Origin of the sequence: Pseudomonas sp. B3G-3 (assembly GCF_028640915.1) — a bacterium.
Classification (GTDB): domain Bacteria; phylum Pseudomonadota; class Gammaproteobacteria; order Pseudomonadales; family Pseudomonadaceae; genus Aquipseudomonas; species Aquipseudomonas chlororaphis_I.
In genome coordinates this window covers 13312-35659 of record NZ_JAQZAB010000096.1, presented here as the reverse complement: position 1 = coordinate 35659, position 22348 = coordinate 13312, and the positions used below count along the sequence as shown (strand labels likewise).

Sequence of the window (22348 nt, the reverse complement as noted above, 5' to 3'; positions counted from 1 at the left end):
CCAGCTCATACGGCGACCGCCCGCACCTTCGCCACGCCCGGAAGGAGAAACCCATGGGACAGCGCACGCCTCTGTATGACCTTCATCTCGCCCTGGGCGCGAAGATGGTCGATTTTGGCGGTTGGGATATGCCTCTGCATTACGGCTCGCAGGTCGAGGAGCACCATCAGGTGCGCCGCGATTGCGGGGTTTTCGATGTATCCCACATGACCGTGATCGATGTCGACGGACCCCAGGCCAAGGCCTGGCTCCAGCACCTGCTGGCCAACGACGTCGAACGCCTGCAAAGCCCCGGCAGGGCCTTGTACAGCGCCATGCTCAACGAGCACGGCGGCATTGTCGACGACATGATCGTCTACCGCACCGACGCCGGTTACCGGCTGGTGGTCAACGCCGCCACCCGTGACCAGGACATGGCCTGGATGCACGCGCAACTGGGCGATTTCCAGGTGCAACTGCATGAACGCTCCGAGCTGGCGATGCTGGCGATCCAGGGGCCCCACGCCCGCCACAAGATCGCCGAGCTGGTGACCCAGTCGCGCGGCACGCTGATCCAGCAACTCAAGCCCTTCGAAGGCCAGGCCGATGGCGACTGGTTCATCGCGCGCACCGGCTACACCGGTGAAGATGGCCTGGAAATCGTCCTGCCGGCCGACCAGGCCCCGGCGTTCTTCAACGATCTGGTCGGCGCGGGCATCTCGCCGATCGGCCTCGGCGCCCGGGACACCCTGCGCCTGGAGGCCGGCATGAACCTGTACGGCCAGGACATTCACCAGGAGGTTTCACCGCTGGTGGCCAACATGGCCTGGAGCATCGCCTGGGAACCGGCGTCGCGTAAGTTCATCGGGCGCACCGCGCTGGAGGCCGAGCGCGCGGGTGGGGTGAAGCACAAACTGGTCGGCCTGGTGCTGGAAGAACGCGGCGTGCTGCGTGCCCATCAAGTGGTGCGCATCGCCGATGTTGGCGAAGGAGAGATCACCAGTGGTAGTTTCTCTCCTACGCTTAGCAAATCGATCGCCCTGGCACGGGTGCCCATGGCTACCGCCGACCGTGCAGAAGTGGAAATCCGTGGCAAGTGGTACCCGGTCCGGGTGGTAAAACCGACCTTCGTGCGTCATGGCAAAACCTTGATCTAACTTATTTCCGGCGGGATCTACCGCTGACATTTCTTCTTGAGGACACAGAACATGAGCGATATCCCTGCTGACCTGCGTTTTGCCGAAAGTCACGAATGGGCCCGTCTGGAAGCCGATGGCACCGTGACCGTGGGCATCAGCGACCACGCTCAGGAAGCCCTGGGCGACGTGGTGTTCGTCGAGCTGACCGAAGTCGGCAATGTCTTCGGCGCTGGCGACCAGGCCGGTGTGGTGGAATCGGTGAAGGCCGCTTCCGATATCTACGCGCCAGTGGCCGGCGAAGTGATCGCGGTCAACGAAGACCTGAGCGGCAGCCCCGAGCTGCTCAACAGCGACCCGTACGGCGCCTGGATCTTCAAGCTCAAGCCGGCCAACGCTGCCGATCTTGAGAAGCTGCTCGACGCAGCCGGTTATAAGGCCGCTATCGGCGAATAACCCCTGCCAGAAGCGAATCCGCTACAAGAGCGCCGTGTTGCCCTTATCGGGTACGCGGCGTTTTTCGTTTGCAGGCGACGTCTGGGGCTGGCCTAGCGGCGGAGCGATCTGGCCCGCAGCACGGCTTTGTTCACCCTGATGTGAAGCGCTGCCACTTCTTCTGCCGTCAAACTCGCCGCGGGTTCGCCGCTAACCCAGGCGCCCTGATTGGTGTAGGTGACGGTTTTGGTTTCTCCGTCGTTCACGCTGATGTTGTAAGGGCTGGACAGGTTGCTGGGGATCAGCGAACCCGCCGCTTGGGCCGGACCGAACCATAGTTGAAACTCGTTTTTGGGGGTCATGGTGGTTATGCCTATATTCATGCCACCTGAGCGGTTCACCCAGAGACTGAGTCCGGTGGAGTCCAACAATATATTGCTGGGGTTGGCCAGAAGTTCGTTATTTATTGAAACATCTCCTGGCGTTCCAGCATTCTTTGCAGGGCTGAATACACCATATTGATCCAGGGTGGTTATCTGGCCTGTGTTGATGGGTAGGTTCTTTCCGCCTGAAGTAAAATTGACGTCTCCTTCTTGCAGCGGTGTATTGGTGAAGTTCACCATGTAGGAATCATTGGTGATATTGAAGATGTTCTTGTATTGATACGTCGGTTGGTTGGGGGCGGCGAATGGCGGTTTTGAAAGCCAGATGACAGTGAAGGAACTGTTTACTTTCTTGGCCAGGTAGAGGCTGTAATTGTTTATCTTTTGTGCAACAAGTTGCTCTTCTTCAATATAGACAATTATGGTTTGCTTACTCATGGCTAATCTCACGCTCATCCTGTGGATGATTCAGGCACAGAGTCTCGACTCCACCTGGCCCGTTCGACTATGGCTTCGACACCATCAATAAAAAACCCTGTAGATCTACGATATACAGGGTTTTCTTGCATGAGCGGAACTTGCGAACGGAAGACTGCCAATGGCATCGCGCAGTGCTCTATGTCCTTCGCGCAACCGATGCTCGATCCGCCCGGCGGACTAGGCCGCGATCCCGAGCCTGGCGTGCAGCGCCCTGACTTCGGAGGCGCTCAGGATTCTGGCCGGTTCGCCGGTCACCCAGGTGCCACTGTCGGTGTAGGTAATGGTGACGCTGCCGCCATCCTGCAGGGTCGCTACATAGGGGTTGGACAGGTTGATGGCGATCAACGAACCGGTTTCCTGAATGTTGCCGAACCAGAGTTGATATTGGCTCTTTGGTGTCAGCGTCGCAGGGCCGATGTTCATGCCGCTCTGACGGTTCACCCAGATGTTGTTGCCGTTGGAATCCAGGAGGATTGCATGCGGATTGCCTTGCAGCTCATTTTTGATGAGAACATCCGAGGGGACGCCGCCATTCTTGGCCGGTGTGAACACGCCGTTCGCATCGAGCGTCGTGGTCTGGCCGGTGCTGATGGGCAAGTTTTTCCCGCCGGAGGTGAAGGTGACATCGCCGCTGCTGACCGGGTCATTGGTGAAGTTGACCATGAACGACGGGGTGGCGATATCAAAGGTGTTTCTATATTGGTAACTAGGGTTGTTGACTGTCGCAACGGGGCCTTTTGATTGCCAGATGACAGTAAAGTCATTATTTACTTTCTTGGCCAGATAGAGGCTGTAGTTGTTGTTCTTTTGCGCAATCAACTGTTCTTCTTCGATGTATACAACTATTTGTTGGCTGCTCATTTCTGTGAACTCCATTTCGAGTAAATTGAAACATGGATTTTGTAACGGTCTTTTCAGCTGCGTAATGGCCTTTTGTTTCCAGGGCGCAGTCATAAGTAAACATAGCAGGCGGAAAGTTGACCTATAGAATGATTGGCTATTGTTGTGAAAGTCGTCTGTGTTTCGGAAATTTAATGCATTGGTTCGTGCTGATTTATCATGTGTTTATGTGTGCGATTAAAGTGAGTCCTGCCGGGAGTCTGGTTTTTGGCGCAAAGGATCGGACAAGTGGACACTTATATAACTATTGGCAACTGTATTTATTGCTGAAATAAAAACGCCCAATGCCTGGGCATTGAGCGTCTTGAATATTGCACAAGCCAGCCGTTCAAGGGCTGGGTATCTATTTATTTATGCATCTTGCAAGACAGCCTTCACCGTCGCTACCGAGCGCTCAACATCGCCCTTGTTCATGGCTGTGAACATCGGCAACGAGACGATCAGTCGTCCTACCCGTTCCGCCACCGGGAACATCCCCTCCTTGAAACCGCGCTCGCGGTACAGGCTTAGCAAGTGAATCGGCGGGTAGTGATAGCCGATGCCGATCCCGCGTTCCTGCATCTGCTCCATGAAGGTCGCCCGCGCCGGTTTGCCGTCATGCCGCTGCGGCAGTACCAGCTGGAACAGGTGCCAGTTGCTGTTGCTGAAATCTGCTGGTGGCAGCTGGGCGCCGTAGCGGGCTTCGAAGCCGCTGCCGAAGCATTCGAAGTAATGCCGGGCCAGTTCGCGGCGGTGCGCGGTGAGGGTTTCGAGATGGGCGAACTGGCCCAGGCCGATGGCGGCCGCGACGTCGGTCATGTTGAATTTGCCGCCCAGCACGTCCACGTCCAGGCCATCGAAGCCGTGGCGAGTCACGCCTTGCAGGCGGTACTTCTCCGCCAGGCGGGCCTCTTCGGCGGTGTTCAGCACCAGGGCGCCGCCCTCGCTGCAGGTGACGTTCTTGTTGGCCTGGAAGCTGAAAGACACCAGGTCGCCGCCGGCACCGATGCGCTCGCCGTTCCAGCTCGAACCCAGCGCCTGGGCGGCGTCTTCCACGACCCGCAGGCCGTGTTTACGCGCCAGGGCATATAGGCGCGGCATGTCCAGCGGCAGGCCGGCGAGAAACACCGGGATGATGGCTTTGGTCCGTGGCGTGATGGCCGCTTCCACCTGGGCCAGGTCGATGTTGCGGGTAACCGGGTCGATGTCGGCGAACACTGGGGTGGCGCCGACTTCGAGAATCACGTTGGCCGTGGCCACCCAGGAAATCGGCGTGGTGATGACTTCGTCGCCAGGGCCGATGCCGGCGATCCGCAGGGCGATCTCCATGGTGCAGGTGCCGGAATTGAAGGTGCGCACCGGGCGCCCACCGCAATACTGCGAGAGTTGCGCTTCGAAGGCCTGGACCTTGGGCCCGCTGGTGATCCAGCCCGAACGCAGGACTTCGCCGACGCTGGCGATGGTGGCTTCATCGATGGTGGGTTTGGAGAACGGCAGGAAAGGCAGCTGGCTCATGACGATGGGGTACCCGATAAGCAGAGGTCGAGGCAGGGCGGCGGGCCGCGCCGGAGTCGAGCATCATGCTACCGGTTGGCCCGGGGTGCCACACCGTCGGCGTCCGGGATCGGCTGCTATGCTGCTTTGACCGTGTTCCATCGACGCCGAGCGCCGCCTGAGAGAGAGCCCGTCATGTCCCAGTTGCCGTCCTTGAGCCAGTTACGCGATCCCAATGCCTTTCTGCGGCGTCACCTCGGGCCCGACGCCGCCGAGCAGCAAGCGATGCTCGACAGCCTGGGCCTGGGCAGCCGGGTCGAGCTGATCGAACAGACGGTGCCGCCGGGCATCCGTTTCAACCGTCCGCTGGAGCTGCCGCCGGCGCTGGACGAGCAGGCCGCCCTGGCCAAGCTGCGCGGTTATGCCGAGCAGAACCAGGTCTGGACCAGCCTGATCGGCATGGGTTATCACGGCACCCTGACCCCCACGGTGATCCTGCGCAACGTGTTGGAAAACCCCGGTTGGTACACCGCCTACACACCCTACCAACCGGAAATCGCCCAGGGCCGGCTCGAAGCCCTGCTCAATTTCCAGCAACTGACCATCGACCTCACCGGCCTGGAGCTGGCCAACGCCTCGCTGCTGGACGAAGCGACCGCCGCCGCCGAAGCCATGGCCCTGGCCAAGCGCGTGGCCAAGTCGAAAAGCAATCTGTTCTTCGTCGACCAGAACTGCCATCCGCAGACTCTCTCGGTGGTGCAGACCCGCGCCGAAGGGTTCGGCTTCGAACTGGTGGTCGACACCCTGGACAACCTCAAGCAGCACCAGGTGTTCGGCGCCTTGTTGCAGTACCCGGACACCCACGGCGAGATTCGCGACCTGCGGCCGCTGATCGATCACCTGCATGCGCAGCATGCGCTGGCCTGCGTGGCGGCCGACCTGTTGAGCCTGTTGCTGCTGACGCCGCCGGGCGAGCTGGGGGCCGACGTGGTGTTCGGTTCGTCCCAGCGCTTTGGCGTGCCCATGGGCTACGGCGGGCCCCACGCGGCGTTCTTCGCCAGTCGCGAAGAGTACAAGCGGGCGATTCCGGGGCGGATCATCGGCGTGTCCAGGGATGCCCGGGGCAACGTGGCGCTGCGCATGGCCCTGCAGACCCGCGAGCAACATATCCGCCGCGAGAAGGCCAACTCGAACATCTGCACGGCCCAGGTGCTGCTGGCCAATATCGCCAGTTTCTACGCGGTCTATCACGGTCCGGAAGGTCTGCGGCGCATCGCCCAGCGTGTCCACCGGCTGACCTGCATCCTCGCCACCGGCCTTGAACGCAAGGGCATCGAGCGGCTGAACCGGCAGTTCTTCGACACCCTGACGCTGGAGGTCGGCGGTAGCCAGACGGCCATCATCGAGAGCGCCAAGGCCGCGCAGATCAATCTGCGGATCCTCGGGCGCGGGCACCTGGGCCTGAGCCTGGATGAAACCTGCGACGAGCATACCGTCGCCCGCCTGTTCGATGTGTTCCTCGGCGCCGACCACGGCCTGGACGTGGCGCAACTGGACGCTGAAAGCCTGGTCCCGGGCATTCCCCAGGACCTGCTGCGCAGCACGCCTTACCTGAGCCATCCGGTGTTCAACAGCCATCACAGCGAAACCGAGATGCTGCGTTATCTCAAGCAGCTGGAGAACAAGGACCTGGCGCTGAACCAGTCGATGATCCCGCTGGGCTCCTGCACCATGAAGCTCAATGCTAGCAGCGAGATGATCCCCATCACCTGGCCCGGTTTCGCCAACCTGCATCCCTTTGTCCCGCCGGAGCAGGCACTCGGCTATTCGCTGATGATCGAGGAACTGGAGCGCTGGTTATGCGCCATTACCGGCTTCGACGCGATCTGCATGCAGCCCAACTCCGGGGCCCAGGGCGAGTACGCCGGGTTGCTGGCGATCCGCAAATACCACGAGAGCCGCCAGCAGGGAGAGCGCAACATCTGCCTGATTCCCGCCTCGGCCCACGGCACCAACCCGGCCTCGGCGCAGATGGCCGGGATGCAGGTGGTGATCGTCGATTGCGACGACGCCGGCAACGTCGACCTGCAAGACCTGAAAGACAAGGCCCTGGCCGCAGGCGAACACCTGGCGTGCCTGATGGCCACCTATCCTTCGACCCACGGGGTGTACGAGGAGGGCATCGGCGAGATCTGCGAAGTGATCCACAGCCACGGCGGCCAGGTGTACATGGACGGCGCCAACCTCAATGCCCAGGTCGGGCTGACGCGGCCGGCCGACATCGGCGCCGACGTTTCCCACATGAACCTGCACAAGACCTTCTGCATTCCCCACGGCGGCGGTGGCCCGGGCATGGGGCCGATCGGCGTGCGGGCGCACCTGGCGCCGTTCGTGGCCAACCACCCGGTGGTGGCCATCGACGGGCCGCTGCCGCAGAACGGCGCGGTCAGCGCGGCGCCCTGGGGCAGCGCGAGCATCCTGCCGATCAGCTGGATGTACATCGCCCTGATGGGGCCGCAGCTGGCGGATGCCAGCGAGGTGGCGATCCTCGCCGCGAACTACCTGGCCGAACACTTGAGCGGGGCCTTTCCGGTGCTCTACAGCGGGCGCAATGGCCGGGTCGCCCACGAATGCATTCTCGACCTGCGACCGCTCAAGGCGCAGACCGGCATCAGCGAAGAGGACGTGGCCAAGCGCCTGATGGACTACGGCTTTCACGCGCCGACCATGTCGTTCCCGGTGCCGGGCACGCTGATGGTGGAGCCCACCGAAAGCGAGTCCAAGGCCGAGCTGGACCGCTTTATCGAGGCGATGCTGAGCATTCGCGCCGAGATCGCCCAGGTCCAGGAAGGCAACTGGCCGGCCGAAGACAACCCGCTCAAGCGTTCGCCCCATACCCTGGCGGACATCGCCGGGGTCTGGGAGCGGCCCTACAGCATCGAGCAGGCGGTGATCCCCAGCCCCCACGCCAGGGCACACAAGTACTGGCCGACGGTGAACCGGGTCGACAATGTCTACGGCGACCGCAACCTGTTCTGCGCCTGCGTACCGGTGGATGCCTACCGCTGAGCTCGAACGGCGGGCAAAAAAATGCCGCTCTTGTGAGCGGCATTTTTCGTTGCGTCAGCCTGGCTACCGGCTGGCGGTCACTGCTGGGCGATGGCGTTTTTCGCCAGGATGGCGTTGGCCAGCTCCATGTCAGTGGCCTGCAGGCCCGGGTTGTCGGCACGGACTTTCTGCATCGCGGCTTCCAGGTACGGACCGCGGATGCTGCCTTCACTGGCGACGAAGCTGCTGGCGTCGTCCTGGGCGGCGGCGACCAGCTTGTGATCCTTGGAAGTCAGGTAGGTGGAAGCGGTGGTGGCGCCGGTGGAAAGGATGTTACGCCAGAAGCTGTCGGCCATTGCCGAACCTACAGGCAGGGAAAGCAGGGCCAGGGTGGCGACAGCTGTTTTGAAACGCATGGTGGGTGACTCCAGCTAGGGGGGAAAACTGAGCCCTTTGATAGGCATTGGCCCAATTGAGTTCCCTGCTGCTGCAACAAGCTTTCGCCCGCGTGGACAGGGGCCGAACGAGCTCTTCGGGAGCGACCGCTGCACCTCGGTATTGAGTCAATGTGCTGGAACGCAGGGGTGGCATTTGACACCATGGGCGACTTTCTCGACTGCACGGATGCTGGCCTTGATTTTTGGCGCGATGATCTACGCAACCCTGTTGAACCTGGTGTTGCTGTCCTTTATCGGACTTCCCTTGCTGCTGATAGCCTGGCTCATTCCGGCCTTCCCACACCGGATGCGTCGTCAGCCCCTGCACTTCGGTGCGCTTGCAGGGGTATGCGCAATCATCGTGGTTTGCACGCTGTGGAAGATCTATAGCGACGATCAGCTTAGAAAGGCGCTCCACCCGCAACTTGAGCAGGACGTGCAGCTTGATGGCCTGCCATTGCCCGCAGGCGCCCAACTGAATCTGGGAACACTTGAACCTCTGGATTCGCAAGGCCAGCCGCAACCTCATGGACTGCGCAGCCTCTATTACGCCAAATTCGCTGCACCACACACCATCAACGGTGTGGAGGTTACAGAGTTGCAGATGTACGGCAGCGGCCCTTTCTCAAAGATGCTGCTGAGCCGTGATCAGATCGTCGCGGGCTGGCCCTGCGCCGGCGGCACCTGGGTAACGCTGGACATTGCCGACGCGGACCGCTTGCAGCCGAGCCGCTGGAGCTTCTCTGAATGCACCCTGGTGACCGGGGCCGATGTGGCAGGGGTGAAGTGGCCGAGCTCCAGCGAGGTCAGGCAGTACGACGGCAGGTTCAGCATCGACACCATCGGTCTGGCTTCACCGGCGGTGGTTATCCAGGGGATAGCGCTGTCGAGCCTGAGCCTGGATCTCGACAAGCAGCGGCAACCGGGACGTTGGAGCGGGCAACTGGCGCAAGACCTGACCCTGGGCGATTGGCACTACCCCCGCGGCATGAGGGTTCGCCAGGACACGCCGGGGACCCTGATGTTCAGCCCGAGCAAATCGGACTCCGCGCAGAACCTGCGCACGGGGGAAACGCTCGATGCCGGGCGCTCGATACAGCAACGCAGGGAGAACGGCGCGGTGCTGTGGATCAAGCCCAATACCGGGTTGGGTGTCCTCGACTGGTAGCCGGACGGCTCATCGCTGCTCGCTTTGTGGCGTTACCCGCAATATCTCCTCGAGGGTGGTCAGCCCGGCGGCGACTTTCTGCGCCCCGGACAGGCGCAGGCTGCGCATGCCTTCCAAAAAGGCCTGGCGGCGTATGGCAAGCAGGTCGGCGTCGGCGCTGATCAGGGCTTTGAGGCTGTCGCTCAACTGCATGATTTCATACACCCCGGCGCGGCCCCGGTAACCGGTATCGCGACATTCCAGGCAGCCGGTGGCGCCATGGGCATGGCTGGGTAGCGGCGCCTGCCAGGGCCGGGTCAGGTTTTGCCAGTCGCCTTCGTCCAGGGTCAGCGGGGTCTTGCAGTGCGGGCACAGGGTGCGCACCAGGCGCTGGGCCATGACCCCAAGCAGCGTGGCCTTGATCAGGTAGGGGGCGACGCCCAGTTCCAGCAGGCGGCTGATGGCGCCGGGGGCATCGTTGGTGTGCAGGGTCGATAGCACCAGGTGGCCGGTGAGGGCGGCCTGGATCGCCATCTCCGCGGTTTCCAGGTCGCGGATCTCGCCGATCATGATGATGTCCGGGTCCTGGCGCATCAGTGCGCGCACGCCGCTGGCGAAGGTCAGCTCGATGTTGTGCTGGACCTGCATCTGGTTGAACGCCGGCTCGACCATCTCGATCGGGTCCTCGATGGTGCAGAGATTGACCTCCGGCGTCGCCAGTTTCTTCAGGGTGGTGTACAGGGTGGTGGTCTTGCCCGAACCGGTGGGGCCGGTGACCAGGATGATGCCGTTGGGCTGGCGGGTCATTTCCTGCCAGCGCCGCAGGTCGTCGCTGGAGAAACCCAACTGGTCGAAATCCTTGAGCAGCACCTCGGGGTCGAAGATGCGCATGACCATTTTCTCGCCGAAAGCCGTAGGCAGGGTCGACAGGCGCAACTCCACTTCGCCGCCTTCCGGAGTCTTGGTCTTGACCCGGCCGTCCTGGGGTTTGCGTTTTTCCGCGACGTTCATCCGGCCCAGGCTTTTCAGGCGGCTGACCACGGCCATGGTGACCTGGGGCGGGAACTGATAGACGTTGTGCAGCACCCCGTCGATGCGAAAGCGCACGGTGCCTTGTTCGCGGCGCGGCTCGATGTGGATATCGCTGGCCCGCTGCTGGAACGCGTACTGGAACAGCCAGTCGACGATATTGACGATGTGCGCGTCGTTGGCGTCGGGCTCCTGATCGCTGGCGCCGAGGTTGAGCAATTGTTCGAAGTTGCCCGGCCCGTGGCTTTTCTGGTCGGCGCTGGCGCCGGTGACCGACTTGGCCAGGCGGAAGAACTCCACGGTCAGGCGCTGGATTTCCACCGGGTTGGCTACGACCCGCTTGATCGGCAGCTTCAGCACGTGAGTCAGGTCGGCTTCCCAGGCGCTGACATAAGGCTGGGCGCTGGCCACCGTGACGGCTTCGGCGTCGATCGATACCGCAAGGATCTTGTGGCGTTGGGCGAAGGCGTAGGACATCAGCGGGGTGACGGCGGCGACGTCGATTTTCAGCGGGTCGATACGCAGGTACGGCTGGCCGGCCTGTTGCGCCAGCCACAGGGTCAGGCTTTCCAGGTCCAGGCGCTTGCCGGGCCGGCTGAGGTCGTCCAGGTGCTGGCTGGCGAGAAACTCCAGCGGGTGCAGCTGACTGTTGGCGGCGTTGCGGCGGGTGGTCAGGGCGTGTTCGGCCGAGTCCTGGCTGATGAAACCCTGGGCGACCAGGTCGCGCAGCAGATCGTTGAGATCCAGCCAGCGGTCCTGGGTAACGAGAGGAACGGACATGCGGGCTCCTTGTGAACAATCCGGCAGCGGGCGGGTTAGATGCGCCTCTGACCACGGAATGCCAAGAATAGTCCCGGGATGGCGACCATCAGTCGCCCAAGCGTTGCAGGATTTTGCCCGGCGCCTTCAGCCGGCGGCCTGCAACGGCTCGCGCTCGGCCAGTTGCAGCTGTACCGAGCACACGCTGACCAGGTTGCGCAGTTTTTCCGCGATGACTTGCGCACGGTGCCAGCTCAGGCCATCGAGCAGCACTTCCATCAGCAGCGAACCGTCCTGCTGTTGCACCTGGACCTGCTGCGGCAGCAGGGACTGCAGGGCGAAATGATTAAGCACCCGGCACAGCACATCGGCCTCGGCGTCGGTGACCAGTTGGTAATGCACCCGGCAATGGGTGTTGGCGACATTCCACACATCGGCGCGGGAACTGACGGCTTCGAGAGAGGGCATGGGATTCTCCGGATCAATGGAGAAATTTTTACATTCGGTTGCGGGTATTTCTTATCTAAGATGAAGGGATTTTCGAAAATATCGAATCATGTGATTCGTATTTGTGGGTTATTGAGGAATATCTATGCATAGCGAACTGGACGCCTACGACCGCCGCATCCTGGCGCTGCTGCAAGAAGACGCTTCGCTGTCCAGCGCGCAGATCGCCGAACAGGTAGGGCTGTCCCAGTCACCTTGCTGGCGGCGGATCCAGCGGCTCAAGGAGGAGGGGGTGATCCGTGGCCAGGTGACCTTGCTCGACCGCAAGAAGATCGGCCTCAACACGCAGATCTTCGCCGAGGTCAAACTCAACGCCCACGGCCGTTCCAACTTCACCGAGTTCACCGAGGCGATCCGCGGTTTTCCGGAAGTGCTGGAGTGTTATGTGCTGATGGGGGCGGTGGATTTCCTGTTGCGCATCGTCACGGCGGACATCGAGGCGTACGAGCGTTTCTTCTTCGAGAAACTGTCGATGGTGCCGGGGATTCAGGAAGTGAATTCGATCGTGGCGCTGTCGGAGATCAAGTCCACGACGAGTTTGCCCGTTCTGCGTTGATGCGGTTGAAGCCATCGCGAGCAAGCTCGCTCCTACAGGGACTATGCCGGTCTTGTAGGAGCGAGCTTGCTCGCGATGAGGCTGTCACATGCGCAGCAAGGTCTTCCACGCGCGGTTCTGGAACACCGTGATCGCCTGTTGCTTGCGGGCATCCAGGGCTTCGTCGGTGATCGGCTCGTTGGCCAGTTGCGCCAGCTTGTTCAACTCGCCGTACAGACGGTCCAGCTCCGGGATTTCCAGCACGTTGCGTGCGTGATGCAGCCAGGACTGGATGCGTTCGATACGTGGCAGCTGCTCGGCCAGGTCTTCCGGCTGTTGCTGGTAGCGCGGCAGTTGCAGGGAGCTGGCTTCGTCGGCCAGCAGGCGCGGTAACCAGCTGCCCAGTTGCGCCGCACCCTGGCGGTTGCCACGGGTATTGCGCTCGGCGGTCCAGCTGCGGGCCAGCAACCAGCGCGAGGTGTTCAGCGAGAACAGGCCCCAGCGCACGTCCTGCAGCTCTTCGATGAACTGCTCGGGCGCGGCCTTGCGCACGTCTTCGTCGTCCAGGCCGGCTTGCACCAGCGGGCGCCAGTCTTCCAGCAGGCCGTCCAGCGAAGCACGCAACTCGGCGGTCGCCTGGCGCGGTGCGGCCTGGCCCAGGCTGCTGACCAGGGCGCGCAGTTCTGCCAGGTTCTCGACCCAGTCCTGCAGCAAACGCCAGTGACCGTTGAAGCGATATTGCTCGGCCAGGCGCTGGCTGCTGCCCAGCAGGTGCCAGGTCAGCGCCGCGAAGGCGTCGTCCAGCGGCGTTTCCGCACTCAGTTCCGGGGCGGGCAGGCTCAGGGAGTAGCTGTTGGCGTCGAACAGGCGGTAGCCGCGCTCGGCCTTGCTGATGTCGCAGGGCATCAGCGGCAGGGTGGCGGCCAGCTCGGCGGCCAGTTCCAGCAGGGCGGCCGGTTCGCCTTCGCGCAGTTCCAGTTCCAGCTCGCAGATCTCTTCCTTCTGCTTGCCGGCGATCACGTGGCCCAGGTCCAGGGCGGCCTCGATCACCACCTTGGCCTTGCCGCGGCCCCAGGCGATTTCCGCGCGTTCGCGGACGAAGTCGGTGGTGAAGATCGGCTTGAGGGTTTTCTTGTCCAGCTCGGCCAGTTGCTCGGGCCAGCATTCGCCGTCGAGTTTCTTCAGGTCGAGCTTGGCTTTGGCCAGGTGCCAGTCGTACTCGTTGCGTTCCGACAGGCCGGCGACGCTCTGGCCGCGGGTCTTGAGGGTCTGGATCACTTCTTCGCCGTCGCGGCGCAGGCGCAGGGCGACCTTGGCGCGGGCCAGGTCGCGCTCGGGCGTGTCGAAGTACTGGTTCATCAGTTCGCGGTGTTCCCAGCCACTTTTGTTGCGTTTTTTCAGGAGCGGGTGCTCACGCAGGGCGGCGAGGGTTTCGCGGCTGACGCGGAGTTTGATTTCGGTTTCTTTCTGCATGGCCGGAAAATCCAGGATCGGGAGCGCAGCCGGGGGAATGTGTGGCTGCCAAGGTCGTGCAGTGTACAGGACTCGCCGCGCCGAGGTGCCGTGGCGGTTTATTCCTGTCGCAGGATGGCTCTATGATGGACTTCATCTTGGAACCCGGGAGCCAGCGCATGCCATTGCCGTCCATGAAAGAGCAGTTCGCTGCGCTGATTGCCACACCTTCGGTCAGCTGTACCCAGCCGGCGCTGGATCAGTCCAATCGTGCGGTCATCGATTTGCTGGCGAGCTGGCTCGGCGACCTGGGTTTTGCCTGCGATATCCAGCAGGTCAGCCCTGGCAAATTCAACCTGCTCGCCAGTTTCGGCAGCGGCCCCGGCGGCCTGGTGCTGGCCGGGCACAGCGACACCGTGCCCTACGACGGCGCGCTATGGCAGACCGACCCGCTGAAGCTCACCGAGGTCGACGGGCGCTGGGTCGGCCTGGGCAGTTGCGACATGAAAGGTTTTTTCGCCCTGGTCATCGAGGCGGTCCGGCCGCTGCTGGAGCAGCCCTTCAAGCAACCTCTGCTGATCCTCGCCACCTGTGATGAGGAAAGCTCCATGGCCGGCGCCCGCGCCCTGGCCGAAGCCGGCCGGCCATTGGGGCGCGCCGCGGTGATCGGTGAGCCGACCGGGCTGCGGCCGATCCGCATGCACAAAGGGGTGATGATGGAGCGCATCGATATTCTCGGGCGCAGCGGCCATTCTTCCGACCCGAGCCTGGGCCATAGCGCCCTGGAAGCCATGCACGATGCCATCGGCGAACTGCGCGGCCTGCGCCTGGCGTGGCAGCGCGAATTCCGCAACCCGCAGTTCAGCGTGCCGCAGCCGACCCTGAATCTTGGGTGTATCCACGGTGGCGACAACCCGAACCGCATCTGCGGCCAATGCTCGCTGGAATTCGACCTGCGGCCGCTGCCGGGCATGGACCCGCAGGCGCTGCGCGCGGCCATCCGGCAGAAGCTGGTGCCCGTGGCCGAGCGGCACCAGGTGAAGATCGACTACGCGCCGCTGTTCCCCGAAGCACCGGCCTTCGAGCAGGCCGAAGACTGCGAACTGGTGCGGGTGGCCGAGCGCCTGACCGGTCATCGCGCCGAAGCAGTAGCGTTCGGCACCGAAGCGCCTTATCTTCAGCGCCTTGGCTGCGAGACAGTGGTGCTGGGCCCGGGCGACATCGCCTGTGCTCACCAGCCGGGGGAATACCTCGAAATGTCACGCTTGCAGCCTACCGTGCATCTACTACGTGAACTGATTAATCATTACTGCCTGACGCCGGCCTGATTTCTACTAAATCACCGACGGCCAAGCCCGTACCTCAAGGAGAGCGAGCGTGTCGCCAAGCCTGTTCCGACGATAACCACCAGCCCGCTGTGCGTTTTCCCGTTTCGTCCTTTTATAGGCTGCTTCTTATTTACAGGCTCAGGTTATGCCCGAATACGTCAATTGGCTTCGTCACGCTTCGCCTTATATCAATGCCCACCGCGACTGCACCTTCGTGGTCATGCTGCCCGGCGACGGCGTAGAACATCCGAACTTCGGCAACATCGTCCATGACCTGGTGCTGCTGCACAGCATGGGCGTGCGCCTGGTGCTGGTACACGGCTCGCGTCCACAGATCGAAGCCCGCCTGGCTGCGCGCGGCCTGACCCCGCATTACCACCACGGCATGCGCATCACCGATGCGGCGACCCTGGAATGCGTGATCGACGCCGTCGGCCAGTTGCGCATCGCTATCGAAGCGCGGCTGTCCATGGACATGGCGTCCTCGCCCATGCAGGGCTCGCGGTTGCGGGTCGCCAGCGGCAACCTGGTGACCGCCCGGCCGATCGGCGTGCTCGAGGGTGTCGACTATCACCACACCGGCGAAGTGCGCCGGGTCGACCGCAAGGGCATCAACCGCCTGCTGGACGAGCGCTCGATCGTCCTGCTGTCGCCCTTGGGCTACTCGCCGACCGGGGAAATCTTCAACCTCGCCTGCGAAGACGTCGCCACCCGCGCGGCCATCGACCTGGCTGCCGACAAGCTGCTGCTGTTCGGCGCCGAGCGTGGCCTGTTGGATGAAAGCGGCAATCTGGTGCGCGAACTGCGTCCGCAACAGGTGCCGGCGCATTTGCAGCGCCTGGGCAGCAACTATCAGGCGGAGCTGCTGGATGCCGCGGCCGAGGCTTGCCGGGGTGGCGTAGGGCGCAGCCATATCGTCAGTTACGCCGAAGACGGCGCGCTGCTGACCGAACTGTTCACCCGTGACGGTGGCGGTACGCTGGTGGCCCAGGAGCAGTTCGAACTGGTCCGCGAGGCGGCCATCGAGGACGTCGGCGGGTTGCTGGATCTGATCAGTCCGCTGGAGGAGCAGGGCATTCTGGTGCGGCGTTCCCGCGAGGTGCTCGAGCGTGAGATCGAGCAGTTCAGCGTGGTCGAGCGCGAGGGGATGATCATTGCCTGTGCCGCGCTCTACCAGATCGCCGACTCCGACGCCGGGGAGCTGGCCTGCCTGGCGGTGAACCCGGAATACCGCCACGGCGGTCGTGGCGACGAACTGTTGGAAAGGATCGAAACCCGGGCCCGGGCCCAGGGCCTGAAAACCCTGTTTGTCCTCACCACCCGTACCGCTCACTGGTTCCGTGAGCGCGGTTTTGCCCCTAGCAGCGTCGAGCGTCTGCCTTCCGCGCGGGCCTCGCTGTACAACTACCAGCGCAACTCGAAGATCTTCGAAAAAGCCCTCTGAGCTTCATCCCGTTCGGCAACCCGCTCTTGACAGGGGCGGGTTTTTCGTTGCGTCTGCCGAGCCTGATTTATGTTTCAGAAAAATAAATGCGTGCGATACAAAAACTGTAACAAATTGACGGGACCATCGGCGCCTAGCCATTATTGCGTCGCCTTTTCGATACTGGTTGACGTATCTGGCTTATGTTTTAACTGATCGATCTAAAGATCAGCGGGGAAATACCATTCAGGAATTAAACAGGACGCCGATACCTTGGGCCACGGCTCAAACGAACGTACCTGTCGATATTCCCGAACGGTATGAAAAAGAATGAAATAATTCTTTTTGGGTTTATGAGAAATTCATTACCCTGCAAGGACCCAATCATCGCGATTAGACCTTGGTCGTAGACACAGTTGGTTACGATTGACTTATGAGTCACGGTCTGGCGCTAATCGCCCACCGATGGACCCGGGGCAGCAGACCCTGGGCCTGAGTACACAAGAATTAGAAACGAGAGGAGCGAAACATGAACAAGTCCACCTTGGCCCTGGCTGTGGCCGTTGGGGTTATGGCGCAGCAGGCAGGCGCCGCCGGTTTCATCGAAGACAGCAAGGCCACTCTGGGTCTGCGTAACTTCTACATCAATACTGACAACCGCGATGCCGACACCAAGGCGTCCGGCGCACAGAACAAGTGGGAAGAGTGGGGCCAGGGCTTCCAGCTCAACTTCACTTCCGGCTACACCGAAGGCACCGTCGGTTTCGGTCTGGATGCAATCGGCTTGCTGGGCATCAAGCTGGATTCGGGCGGCGGCACCAACGGCGCCACTGCTACCTCTTATGGCGGCACTGTTTTCCCAAGCGAGTCCAACGGCAAAGCGGTCGATAACTACTCCAGCCTGGGCCTGACCGCCAAAGCCAAGATCTCCCAGACCGAACTGAAGCTCGGCACCCTGCAGCCAAAACTGCCGGTTATCGTGACCAACGATGGTCGTATGCTGCCGCAAACCTTCCAGGGCGGTCAGATCACCTCGAACGACATCAAGGACCTGACACTGGTGGGTGGTCAGATCGAGCATGCCAAGGGGCGTAACTCCAGCAACAACGAAGAGCTGTCGATTGCGGGCGCCAACGCTCACACCGCTGCTGGTCGTGACAGCAACAAGTTCATCTACGGTGGTGGTGACTACAAGATCACTAAAGATCTGACCGCTCAGTACTACTACGGCAACCTGAAAGACTTCTACAAGCAGCACTTCGTTGGCCTGCTGCACAACTGGGCTATCGGCCCGGGCGTATTGAAGTCTGACCTGCGTTACTTCAACAGCCGTGACGACGGTGCCAACGGCCACGACTCGGCCTACTACACCACCGGTGACTACGGCACTGGCATCACCAAGGGCAAGGTTGATAACAACCTGATCAGCGGCCTGTTCCTGTACTCGGTTGCCGGCCATACCTTCGGTGGCGGCTACCAGGTCAGTAACGGTGACAGCGACTTCCCTTGGCTGAACCAGGGTGACGGTTCGTCGGCTTACCTGACTACCGACATGCAGATCGCCAAGTTCGCCCGTGCTGGCGAACGTACCTGGCAAGCTCGCTACTCCTACGATTTCGCCAAGGTAGGCGTGCCTGGCCTGACCGCCGGTGTGATCTATCTGCGTGGCGATAACATCGACACTTCCGGCAAAGAGGGTTCCGTTCTCCCTCAGCGTACCGTTTCGGCGACCAACGCCAGCGAGTGGGAACGGGACCTGACCGTGGCCTACGTGATTCCGGAAGGTCCGCTGAAGAACCTGGGCCTGACCTGGAAAAACGCCATGTGGCGTAACGATATTCCGGGCCAGCGCTCGCAGGACGAAAACCGCCTGATCGTCAGCTACTCGATCCCGCTGTTGTAATCCGACGTTAAAACCTCGCCCGGCGCAATGCCGGGCGAGGTGTTGTCATCCAGGTCGGACCCACCCCCGCAGGTCCTCCCTGAAACCCCTCTTTACAGCTACTCAAGGCCTTCTCGAACCTTGTCGAAGATGGTGTGCCCTGGGCGCGCGCGAATCCAGTGAAGAGATTTTTAATATTCATTTATAGTCTAAATAAATCGATATTTATTCTTTTTAAATATTCCCAGGCGCAGGCACAGTAGGGCTCATAACGCACTCACAGGAGCAGCAACATGAGCCTCAGACTTGGCGACATCGCCCCCGACTTCGAACAGGATTCCAGTGCCGGCAAGATTCGTTTCCACGAGTGGCTCGGCGATAGTTGGGGCGTGCTGTTTTCCCACCCGGCGGACTTCACCCCGGTGTGCACTACCGAGCTGGGGTTCACCGCCAAGCTCAAGGACCAGTTCGCCGAGCGCGGCGTGAAAGCCATTGCCCTGTCGGTGGACCCGGTGGACTCGCACCACAAGTGGATCGAGGACATCAACGAAACCCAGAACACCCTCGTCAACTTCCCGATCCTGGCCGACGCCGACCGCAAGGTCTCGGACCTGTACGACCTGATCCACCCGAATGCCAACGACACCCTGACCGTGCGTTCGCTGTTCGTCATCGACCCGAACAAGAAGGTGCGCCTGACCATCACTTATCCGGCCAGTACCGGGCGCAATTTCCACGAGATCCTGCGGGTGATCGACTCGCTGCAGCTCACCGACAACTACAAGGTGGCCACCCCGGCCAACTGGCAGGACGGTGATGAAGTGGTGATCGTGCCGTCGCTCAAGGACGAAGAGGAAATCAAGAAACGCTTCCCCAAAGGTTATCGCGCGGTCAAACCCTACCTGCGCCTGACGCCGCAACCGAATCGCTGACACCGTGGGCCCGCAGGCGCGAGCCGGCATTGCCGCCGCCTGCGGGTCATGTACCGCTTCCACAAAGCAGGGGTTTTAAGGCCGTTTCGACGGCCTATTTTTTTGCCTGGAGAATGGCTTTTCTTATATTCATTTAAGGAATAAACAAATGAAAAAATAAGATTTATGGATATATAAATAGACTGTTAAGGTCTGCTCAGCTCAGCGAGATCGCAAACCGCGAATCGCCCATTACCGCTAAAGGAAACCTCTGCATGCTGGTCGTCTCACTCGGTGGCAGTCCCAGCCAACGCTCCCGCTCCGGGGTGCTGCTGGAACACGCCAAACGCTGGTTGCAGCAACAAGGTGTGGAAGTGGTCGACTATCAGGTCCGGGATTTCCCGGCCGAGGATCTGCTCCACGCGCGCTTCGACAGCCCGATGGTGATCGACCTGTTGCAACAGATCGAACAGGCCGACGGCTTGCTGATCGCCACGCCGGTCTACAAGGCATCGTTTTCCGGTGCGCTGAAAACCGTGCTCGACCTGCTGCCGGAACGCGCCCTGAACCACAAGGTGGTGCTGCCGATGGCCACGGGCGGCAGCATCGCCCACATGCTGGCGGTGGATTACGCGCTCAAGCCGGTGCTGTCGGCCCTCAAGGCCCAGGAGATGCTCCAGGGCATCTTCGCCGAGGACAGCCAGATCGCCTACGGCGAAGGCAGTGCCCAGGCGCAGCTGGCGCCGGCCTTGGAACAGCGCCTGCGCGAAGCCCTGGAACAGTTCCACAGCGCCATGGCGCGGCGTCCCAAGCCGCTGGACCCGAATCTGTTGAATGATCGTTTGTTGAGTGCTCGCTGGAGCATTTGAGTCCTACCCGAATCTGAAGTACTGGCCTTACTTAGCCGCCAACGGCCTAGCAGGTGCAGCCAAAACCCAACAGCAAAAGGAGAGCGCCATGCGCCCTGTGATTTTGCGTCGTGGTCTGGTCGCTCTGTTTGCTGCGGCTGTGTCCTTCGGCGCCATCGTTCAAGCCCAAGCGGCCGAGACCCTGCGTATCGGCTATCAGAAATACGGCACCCTGGTGCTGCTCAAGGCCAAGGGCTCGCTGGAGAAGCGCCTGGCGGAGCAGGGCGTGCAGGTGCAATGGACCGAATTCCCCGGCGGCCCGCAGCTGCTGGAAGGGCTGAACGTCGGCTCCATCGACTTCGGCGTCACCGGCGAGACCCCGCCCGTATTCGCCCAGGCCGCCGGTGCCGACCTGTTGTACGTGGCCTACGAGCCACCGGCGCCGACCAGCGAAGCGATCCTGGTGCCCAAGGATTCGCCGATCAAGTCGGTGGCGGAGCTCAAGGGTAAGAAGGTGGTCCTCAACAAGGGCTCCAACGTGCACTACCTGCTGGTCCGCGCCCTGGAAGACGCCGGCCTCAAGTACAGCGACATCCAGACCGTATTCCTGCCGCCCGCCGATGCTCGCGCCGCCTTCGAGCGTGGCAGCGTCGATGCCTGGGTGATCTGGGACCCCTATCAGGCGGCGGCCGAGAAGCAGCTGCAAGCCCGCACCCTGCGTGACGGCAGCGGCATCGTCGACAACCACCAGTTCTACCTGGCGACCAAACCCTACGCGCAACAACACCCCGAGGTGATCAAGGCCCTGGTGGAGGAAGTGCGCGCGGTGGGCGAATGGTCCAAGGCCAACCCGGACGAGGTGACCCAGCAGGTGGCACCACTGCTCGGCCTGCCGGCGGACATCACCCTGACCTCGGTGAAACGCCAGGGTTATGGCGCGAACTTCCTGACCCCGGACGTGGCGGCGGCCCAGCAGAAAATCGCCGACAGCTTCCATCAGCTCAAGCTGATTCCCAAGCCCCTGAGCATCAAAGACGTGATCTGGACGCCTCCAGCCGCCGTTGCCAAAGCGCCGTAACTCGATCCCCTTAGGAGACAACTCCATGAGCCTCAATATTTTCTGGTTCCTGCCTACCCACGGCGACGGCCATTACCTTGGCACCGCCGAAGGCGCTCGCGCCGTCGACCACGGTTACCTGCAGCAGATCGCCCAGGCGGCCGACCGCCTCGGTTTCGGCGGCGTGCTGATCCCCACCGGGCGTTCCTGCGAGGATTCCTGGCTGGTGGCGGCCTCGCTGATCCCGGTGACCCAGCGCCTGAAGTTCCTGGTCGCCCTGCGCCCCGGGATCATTTCCCCGACGGTGGCGGCACGCCAGGCGGCAACCCTGGATCGCCTGTCCGGCGGCCGGGCGCTGTTCAACCTGGTGACCGGTGGCGATCCGGACGAACTGGCCGGCGACGGCCTGTTCCTCAGCCATGAAGAGCGCTACCAGGCTTCGGTGGAATTCACCCGTATCTGGCGTCGGGTGCTGGAAGGCGAAACCGTCGACTACGATGGCCAGCACATCAGCGTGAAGGGCGCCAAGCTGCTCTATCCGCCGATCCAGCAGCCGCGTCCGCCGCTGTACTTCGGCGGCTCCTCGGAAGCCGCGCAGGACCTGGCCGCCGAACAGGTGGACATGGTCCTGACCTGGGGCGAACCACCGGCCGCGGTGGCCGAGAAAATCGAGCAGGTCCGGGCCAAGGCCGCCAAGCAGGGGCGCAGCGTGCGCTTCGGCATTCGCCTGCACGTGATCGTGCGTGAAACCAACGCCGAAGCCTGGCAAGCGGCCGAGCGCCTGATCTCCCATCTGGACGACGACACCATCGCCCGGGCCCAGGCTTCCCTGGCGCGCTTCGACTCGGTCGGCCAGCAGCGCATGGCGGCGCTGCACGGCGGGCGCCGCGACAAACTGGAAGTCAGCCCCAACCTCTGGGCCGGCGTCGGCCTGGTACGGGGGGGCGCGGGCACCGCGCTGGTCGGCGATGGCCCGACCGTGGCGGCGCGGATGAAGGAGTACGCGGACCTGGGTATCGACACCTTTATCTTCTCCGGTTACCCCCACCTGGAAGAGTCGTACCGGGTGGCCGAGCTGCTGTTCCCGCACCTGGATATCGAGCGTCCCGAGCTGCCCAAGGGCGCCGGGTACGTCAGCCCGTTCGGCGAAATGGTCGCCAACGACATCATTCCCAAAGCTGCGTCCCAGAGCTGAGGCG

The 22348-nt window shown here is 62.1% G+C and carries 19 protein-coding genes; 12 read left to right on the top strand and 7 right to left on the bottom strand.

The genetic code is table 11. The annotated features are described in order from the left end of the window. Window positions 1-53 precede the first annotated feature (53 nt). Both gcvT and gcvH read left to right on the top strand, forming a co-directional pair. On the top strand, window positions 54-1136 hold the full coding sequence (gene gcvT / locus PVZ80_RS11475) for a glycine cleavage system aminomethyltransferase GcvT (protein ID WP_009051399.1): 1083 nt from the start codon (window positions 54-56) through the stop codon (window positions 1134-1136). A 51-nt stretch (window positions 1137-1187) separates the two neighbouring features. Beyond that, window positions 1188-1571 (top strand): glycine cleavage system protein GcvH, encoded by a 384-nt coding sequence (gcvH, locus tag PVZ80_RS11470; protein ID WP_009046109.1) that lies wholly within the window; start codon window positions 1188-1190, stop codon window positions 1569-1571. A 92-nt stretch (window positions 1572-1663) separates the two neighbouring features. Here gcvH and PVZ80_RS11465 read toward each other — a convergent pair whose 3' ends face one another. The 3 genes from PVZ80_RS11465 to PVZ80_RS11455 all read right to left on the bottom strand — a co-directional run bounded on the left by PVZ80_RS11465 (window position 1664) and on the right by PVZ80_RS11455 (window position 4807). Next, a complete protein-coding gene (locus tag PVZ80_RS11465) occupies window positions 1664-2371 on the bottom strand; it encodes a hypothetical protein (protein ID WP_028683689.1) in 708 nt (235 codons plus the stop codon). A 219-nt stretch (window positions 2372-2590) separates the two neighbouring features. Beyond that, window positions 2591-3274: a hypothetical protein gene (locus tag PVZ80_RS11460; RefSeq protein WP_053270156.1), complete on the bottom strand. Its 684-nt coding sequence runs from the start codon at window positions 3272-3274 to the stop codon at window positions 2591-2593. A gap of 390 nt (window positions 3275-3664) precedes the next feature. After that, entirely contained in the window at window positions 3665-4807 is a 1143-nt protein-coding gene (locus PVZ80_RS11455; protein WP_103330869.1) for a DegT/DnrJ/EryC1/StrS family aminotransferase, read from the bottom strand. 174 nt (window positions 4808-4981) lie between these two features. On the opposite strand from PVZ80_RS11455, the gene gcvP reads away from it, so the two are divergent. Beyond that, entirely contained in the window at window positions 4982-7855 is a 2874-nt protein-coding gene (gcvP, locus tag PVZ80_RS11450; RefSeq protein ID WP_009051395.1) for an aminomethyl-transferring glycine dehydrogenase, read from the top strand. Between the two features lie 77 nt (window positions 7856-7932). Here the strand turns inward: gcvP and PVZ80_RS11445 are convergent, their stop codons facing one another. After that, window positions 7933-8250 carry a DUF2388 domain-containing protein gene (locus tag PVZ80_RS11445; protein ID WP_009051394.1) on the bottom strand — a complete coding sequence of 106 codons (318 nt, stop codon included), beginning with the start codon at window positions 8248-8250 and terminating at the stop codon, window positions 7933-7935. 208 nt (window positions 8251-8458) lie between these two features. Here PVZ80_RS11445 and PVZ80_RS11440 point away from each other — a divergent pair, with 208 nt between their 5' ends. Continuing rightward, window positions 8459-9439 carry a hypothetical protein gene (locus PVZ80_RS11440; RefSeq protein ID WP_273863909.1) on the top strand — a complete coding sequence of 327 codons (981 nt, stop codon included), beginning with the start codon at window positions 8459-8461 and terminating at the stop codon, window positions 9437-9439. A 9-nt stretch (window positions 9440-9448) separates the two neighbouring features. Here PVZ80_RS11440 and PVZ80_RS11435 read toward each other — a convergent pair whose 3' ends face one another. Beyond that, complete coding sequence (locus PVZ80_RS11435; protein WP_038635994.1) at window positions 9449-11227, bottom strand: GspE/PulE family protein; 1779 nt, start codon at window positions 11225-11227, stop codon at window positions 9449-9451. A gap of 126 nt (window positions 11228-11353) precedes the next feature. Further along, entirely contained in the window at window positions 11354-11674 is a 321-nt protein-coding gene (locus PVZ80_RS11430; protein ID WP_016703220.1) for a hypothetical protein, read from the bottom strand. 124 nt (window positions 11675-11798) lie between these two features. Here PVZ80_RS11430 and PVZ80_RS11425 point away from each other — a divergent pair, with 124 nt between their 5' ends. After that, window positions 11799-12269: an Lrp/AsnC family transcriptional regulator gene (locus PVZ80_RS11425; RefSeq protein WP_007928270.1), complete on the top strand. Its 471-nt coding sequence runs from the start codon at window positions 11799-11801 to the stop codon at window positions 12267-12269. Between the two features lie 84 nt (window positions 12270-12353). Here the strand turns inward: PVZ80_RS11425 and PVZ80_RS11420 are convergent, their stop codons facing one another. After that, entirely contained in the window at window positions 12354-13721 is a 1368-nt protein-coding gene (locus PVZ80_RS11420; protein ID WP_009051390.1) for a CYTH domain-containing protein, read from the bottom strand. 158 nt (window positions 13722-13879) lie between these two features. Between PVZ80_RS11420 and argE the strand changes: the two genes are divergently transcribed. The 7 genes from argE (at window position 13880) to ssuD (ending at window position 22344) form a co-directional block, all read left to right on the top strand. Next, window positions 13880-15028, top strand: a complete 1149-nt coding sequence (gene argE / locus PVZ80_RS11415; protein WP_028683694.1) for an acetylornithine deacetylase — start codon at window positions 13880-13882, stop codon at window positions 15026-15028. Between the two features lie 145 nt (window positions 15029-15173). Next, a complete protein-coding gene (argA, locus tag PVZ80_RS11410; protein ID WP_009051388.1) occupies window positions 15174-16472 on the top strand; it encodes an amino-acid N-acetyltransferase in 1299 nt (432 codons plus the stop codon). Between the two features lie 508 nt (window positions 16473-16980). Further along, window positions 16981-18354 (top strand): OprD family porin, encoded by a 1374-nt coding sequence (locus tag PVZ80_RS11405; protein ID WP_025807108.1) that lies wholly within the window; start codon window positions 16981-16983, stop codon window positions 18352-18354. 272 nt (window positions 18355-18626) lie between these two features. Continuing rightward, window positions 18627-19265 carry a peroxiredoxin gene (locus tag PVZ80_RS11400; RefSeq protein WP_009051386.1) on the top strand — a complete coding sequence of 213 codons (639 nt, stop codon included), beginning with the start codon at window positions 18627-18629 and terminating at the stop codon, window positions 19263-19265. Window positions 19266-19519: 254 nt separating this feature from the next. Continuing rightward, window positions 19520-20113 (top strand): NADPH-dependent FMN reductase, encoded by a 594-nt coding sequence (gene ssuE, locus PVZ80_RS11395; RefSeq protein ID WP_007928287.1) that lies wholly within the window; start codon window positions 19520-19522, stop codon window positions 20111-20113. Window positions 20114-20201: 88 nt separating this feature from the next. After that, a complete protein-coding gene (locus PVZ80_RS11390; RefSeq protein ID WP_009051385.1) occupies window positions 20202-21170 on the top strand; it encodes a sulfonate ABC transporter substrate-binding protein in 969 nt (322 codons plus the stop codon). Window positions 21171-21195: 25 nt separating this feature from the next. Then, window positions 21196-22344: an FMNH2-dependent alkanesulfonate monooxygenase gene (gene ssuD, locus PVZ80_RS11385; protein WP_009051384.1), complete on the top strand. Its 1149-nt coding sequence runs from the start codon at window positions 21196-21198 to the stop codon at window positions 22342-22344. The last annotated feature ends 4 nt before the right edge of the window (window positions 22345-22348 follow it).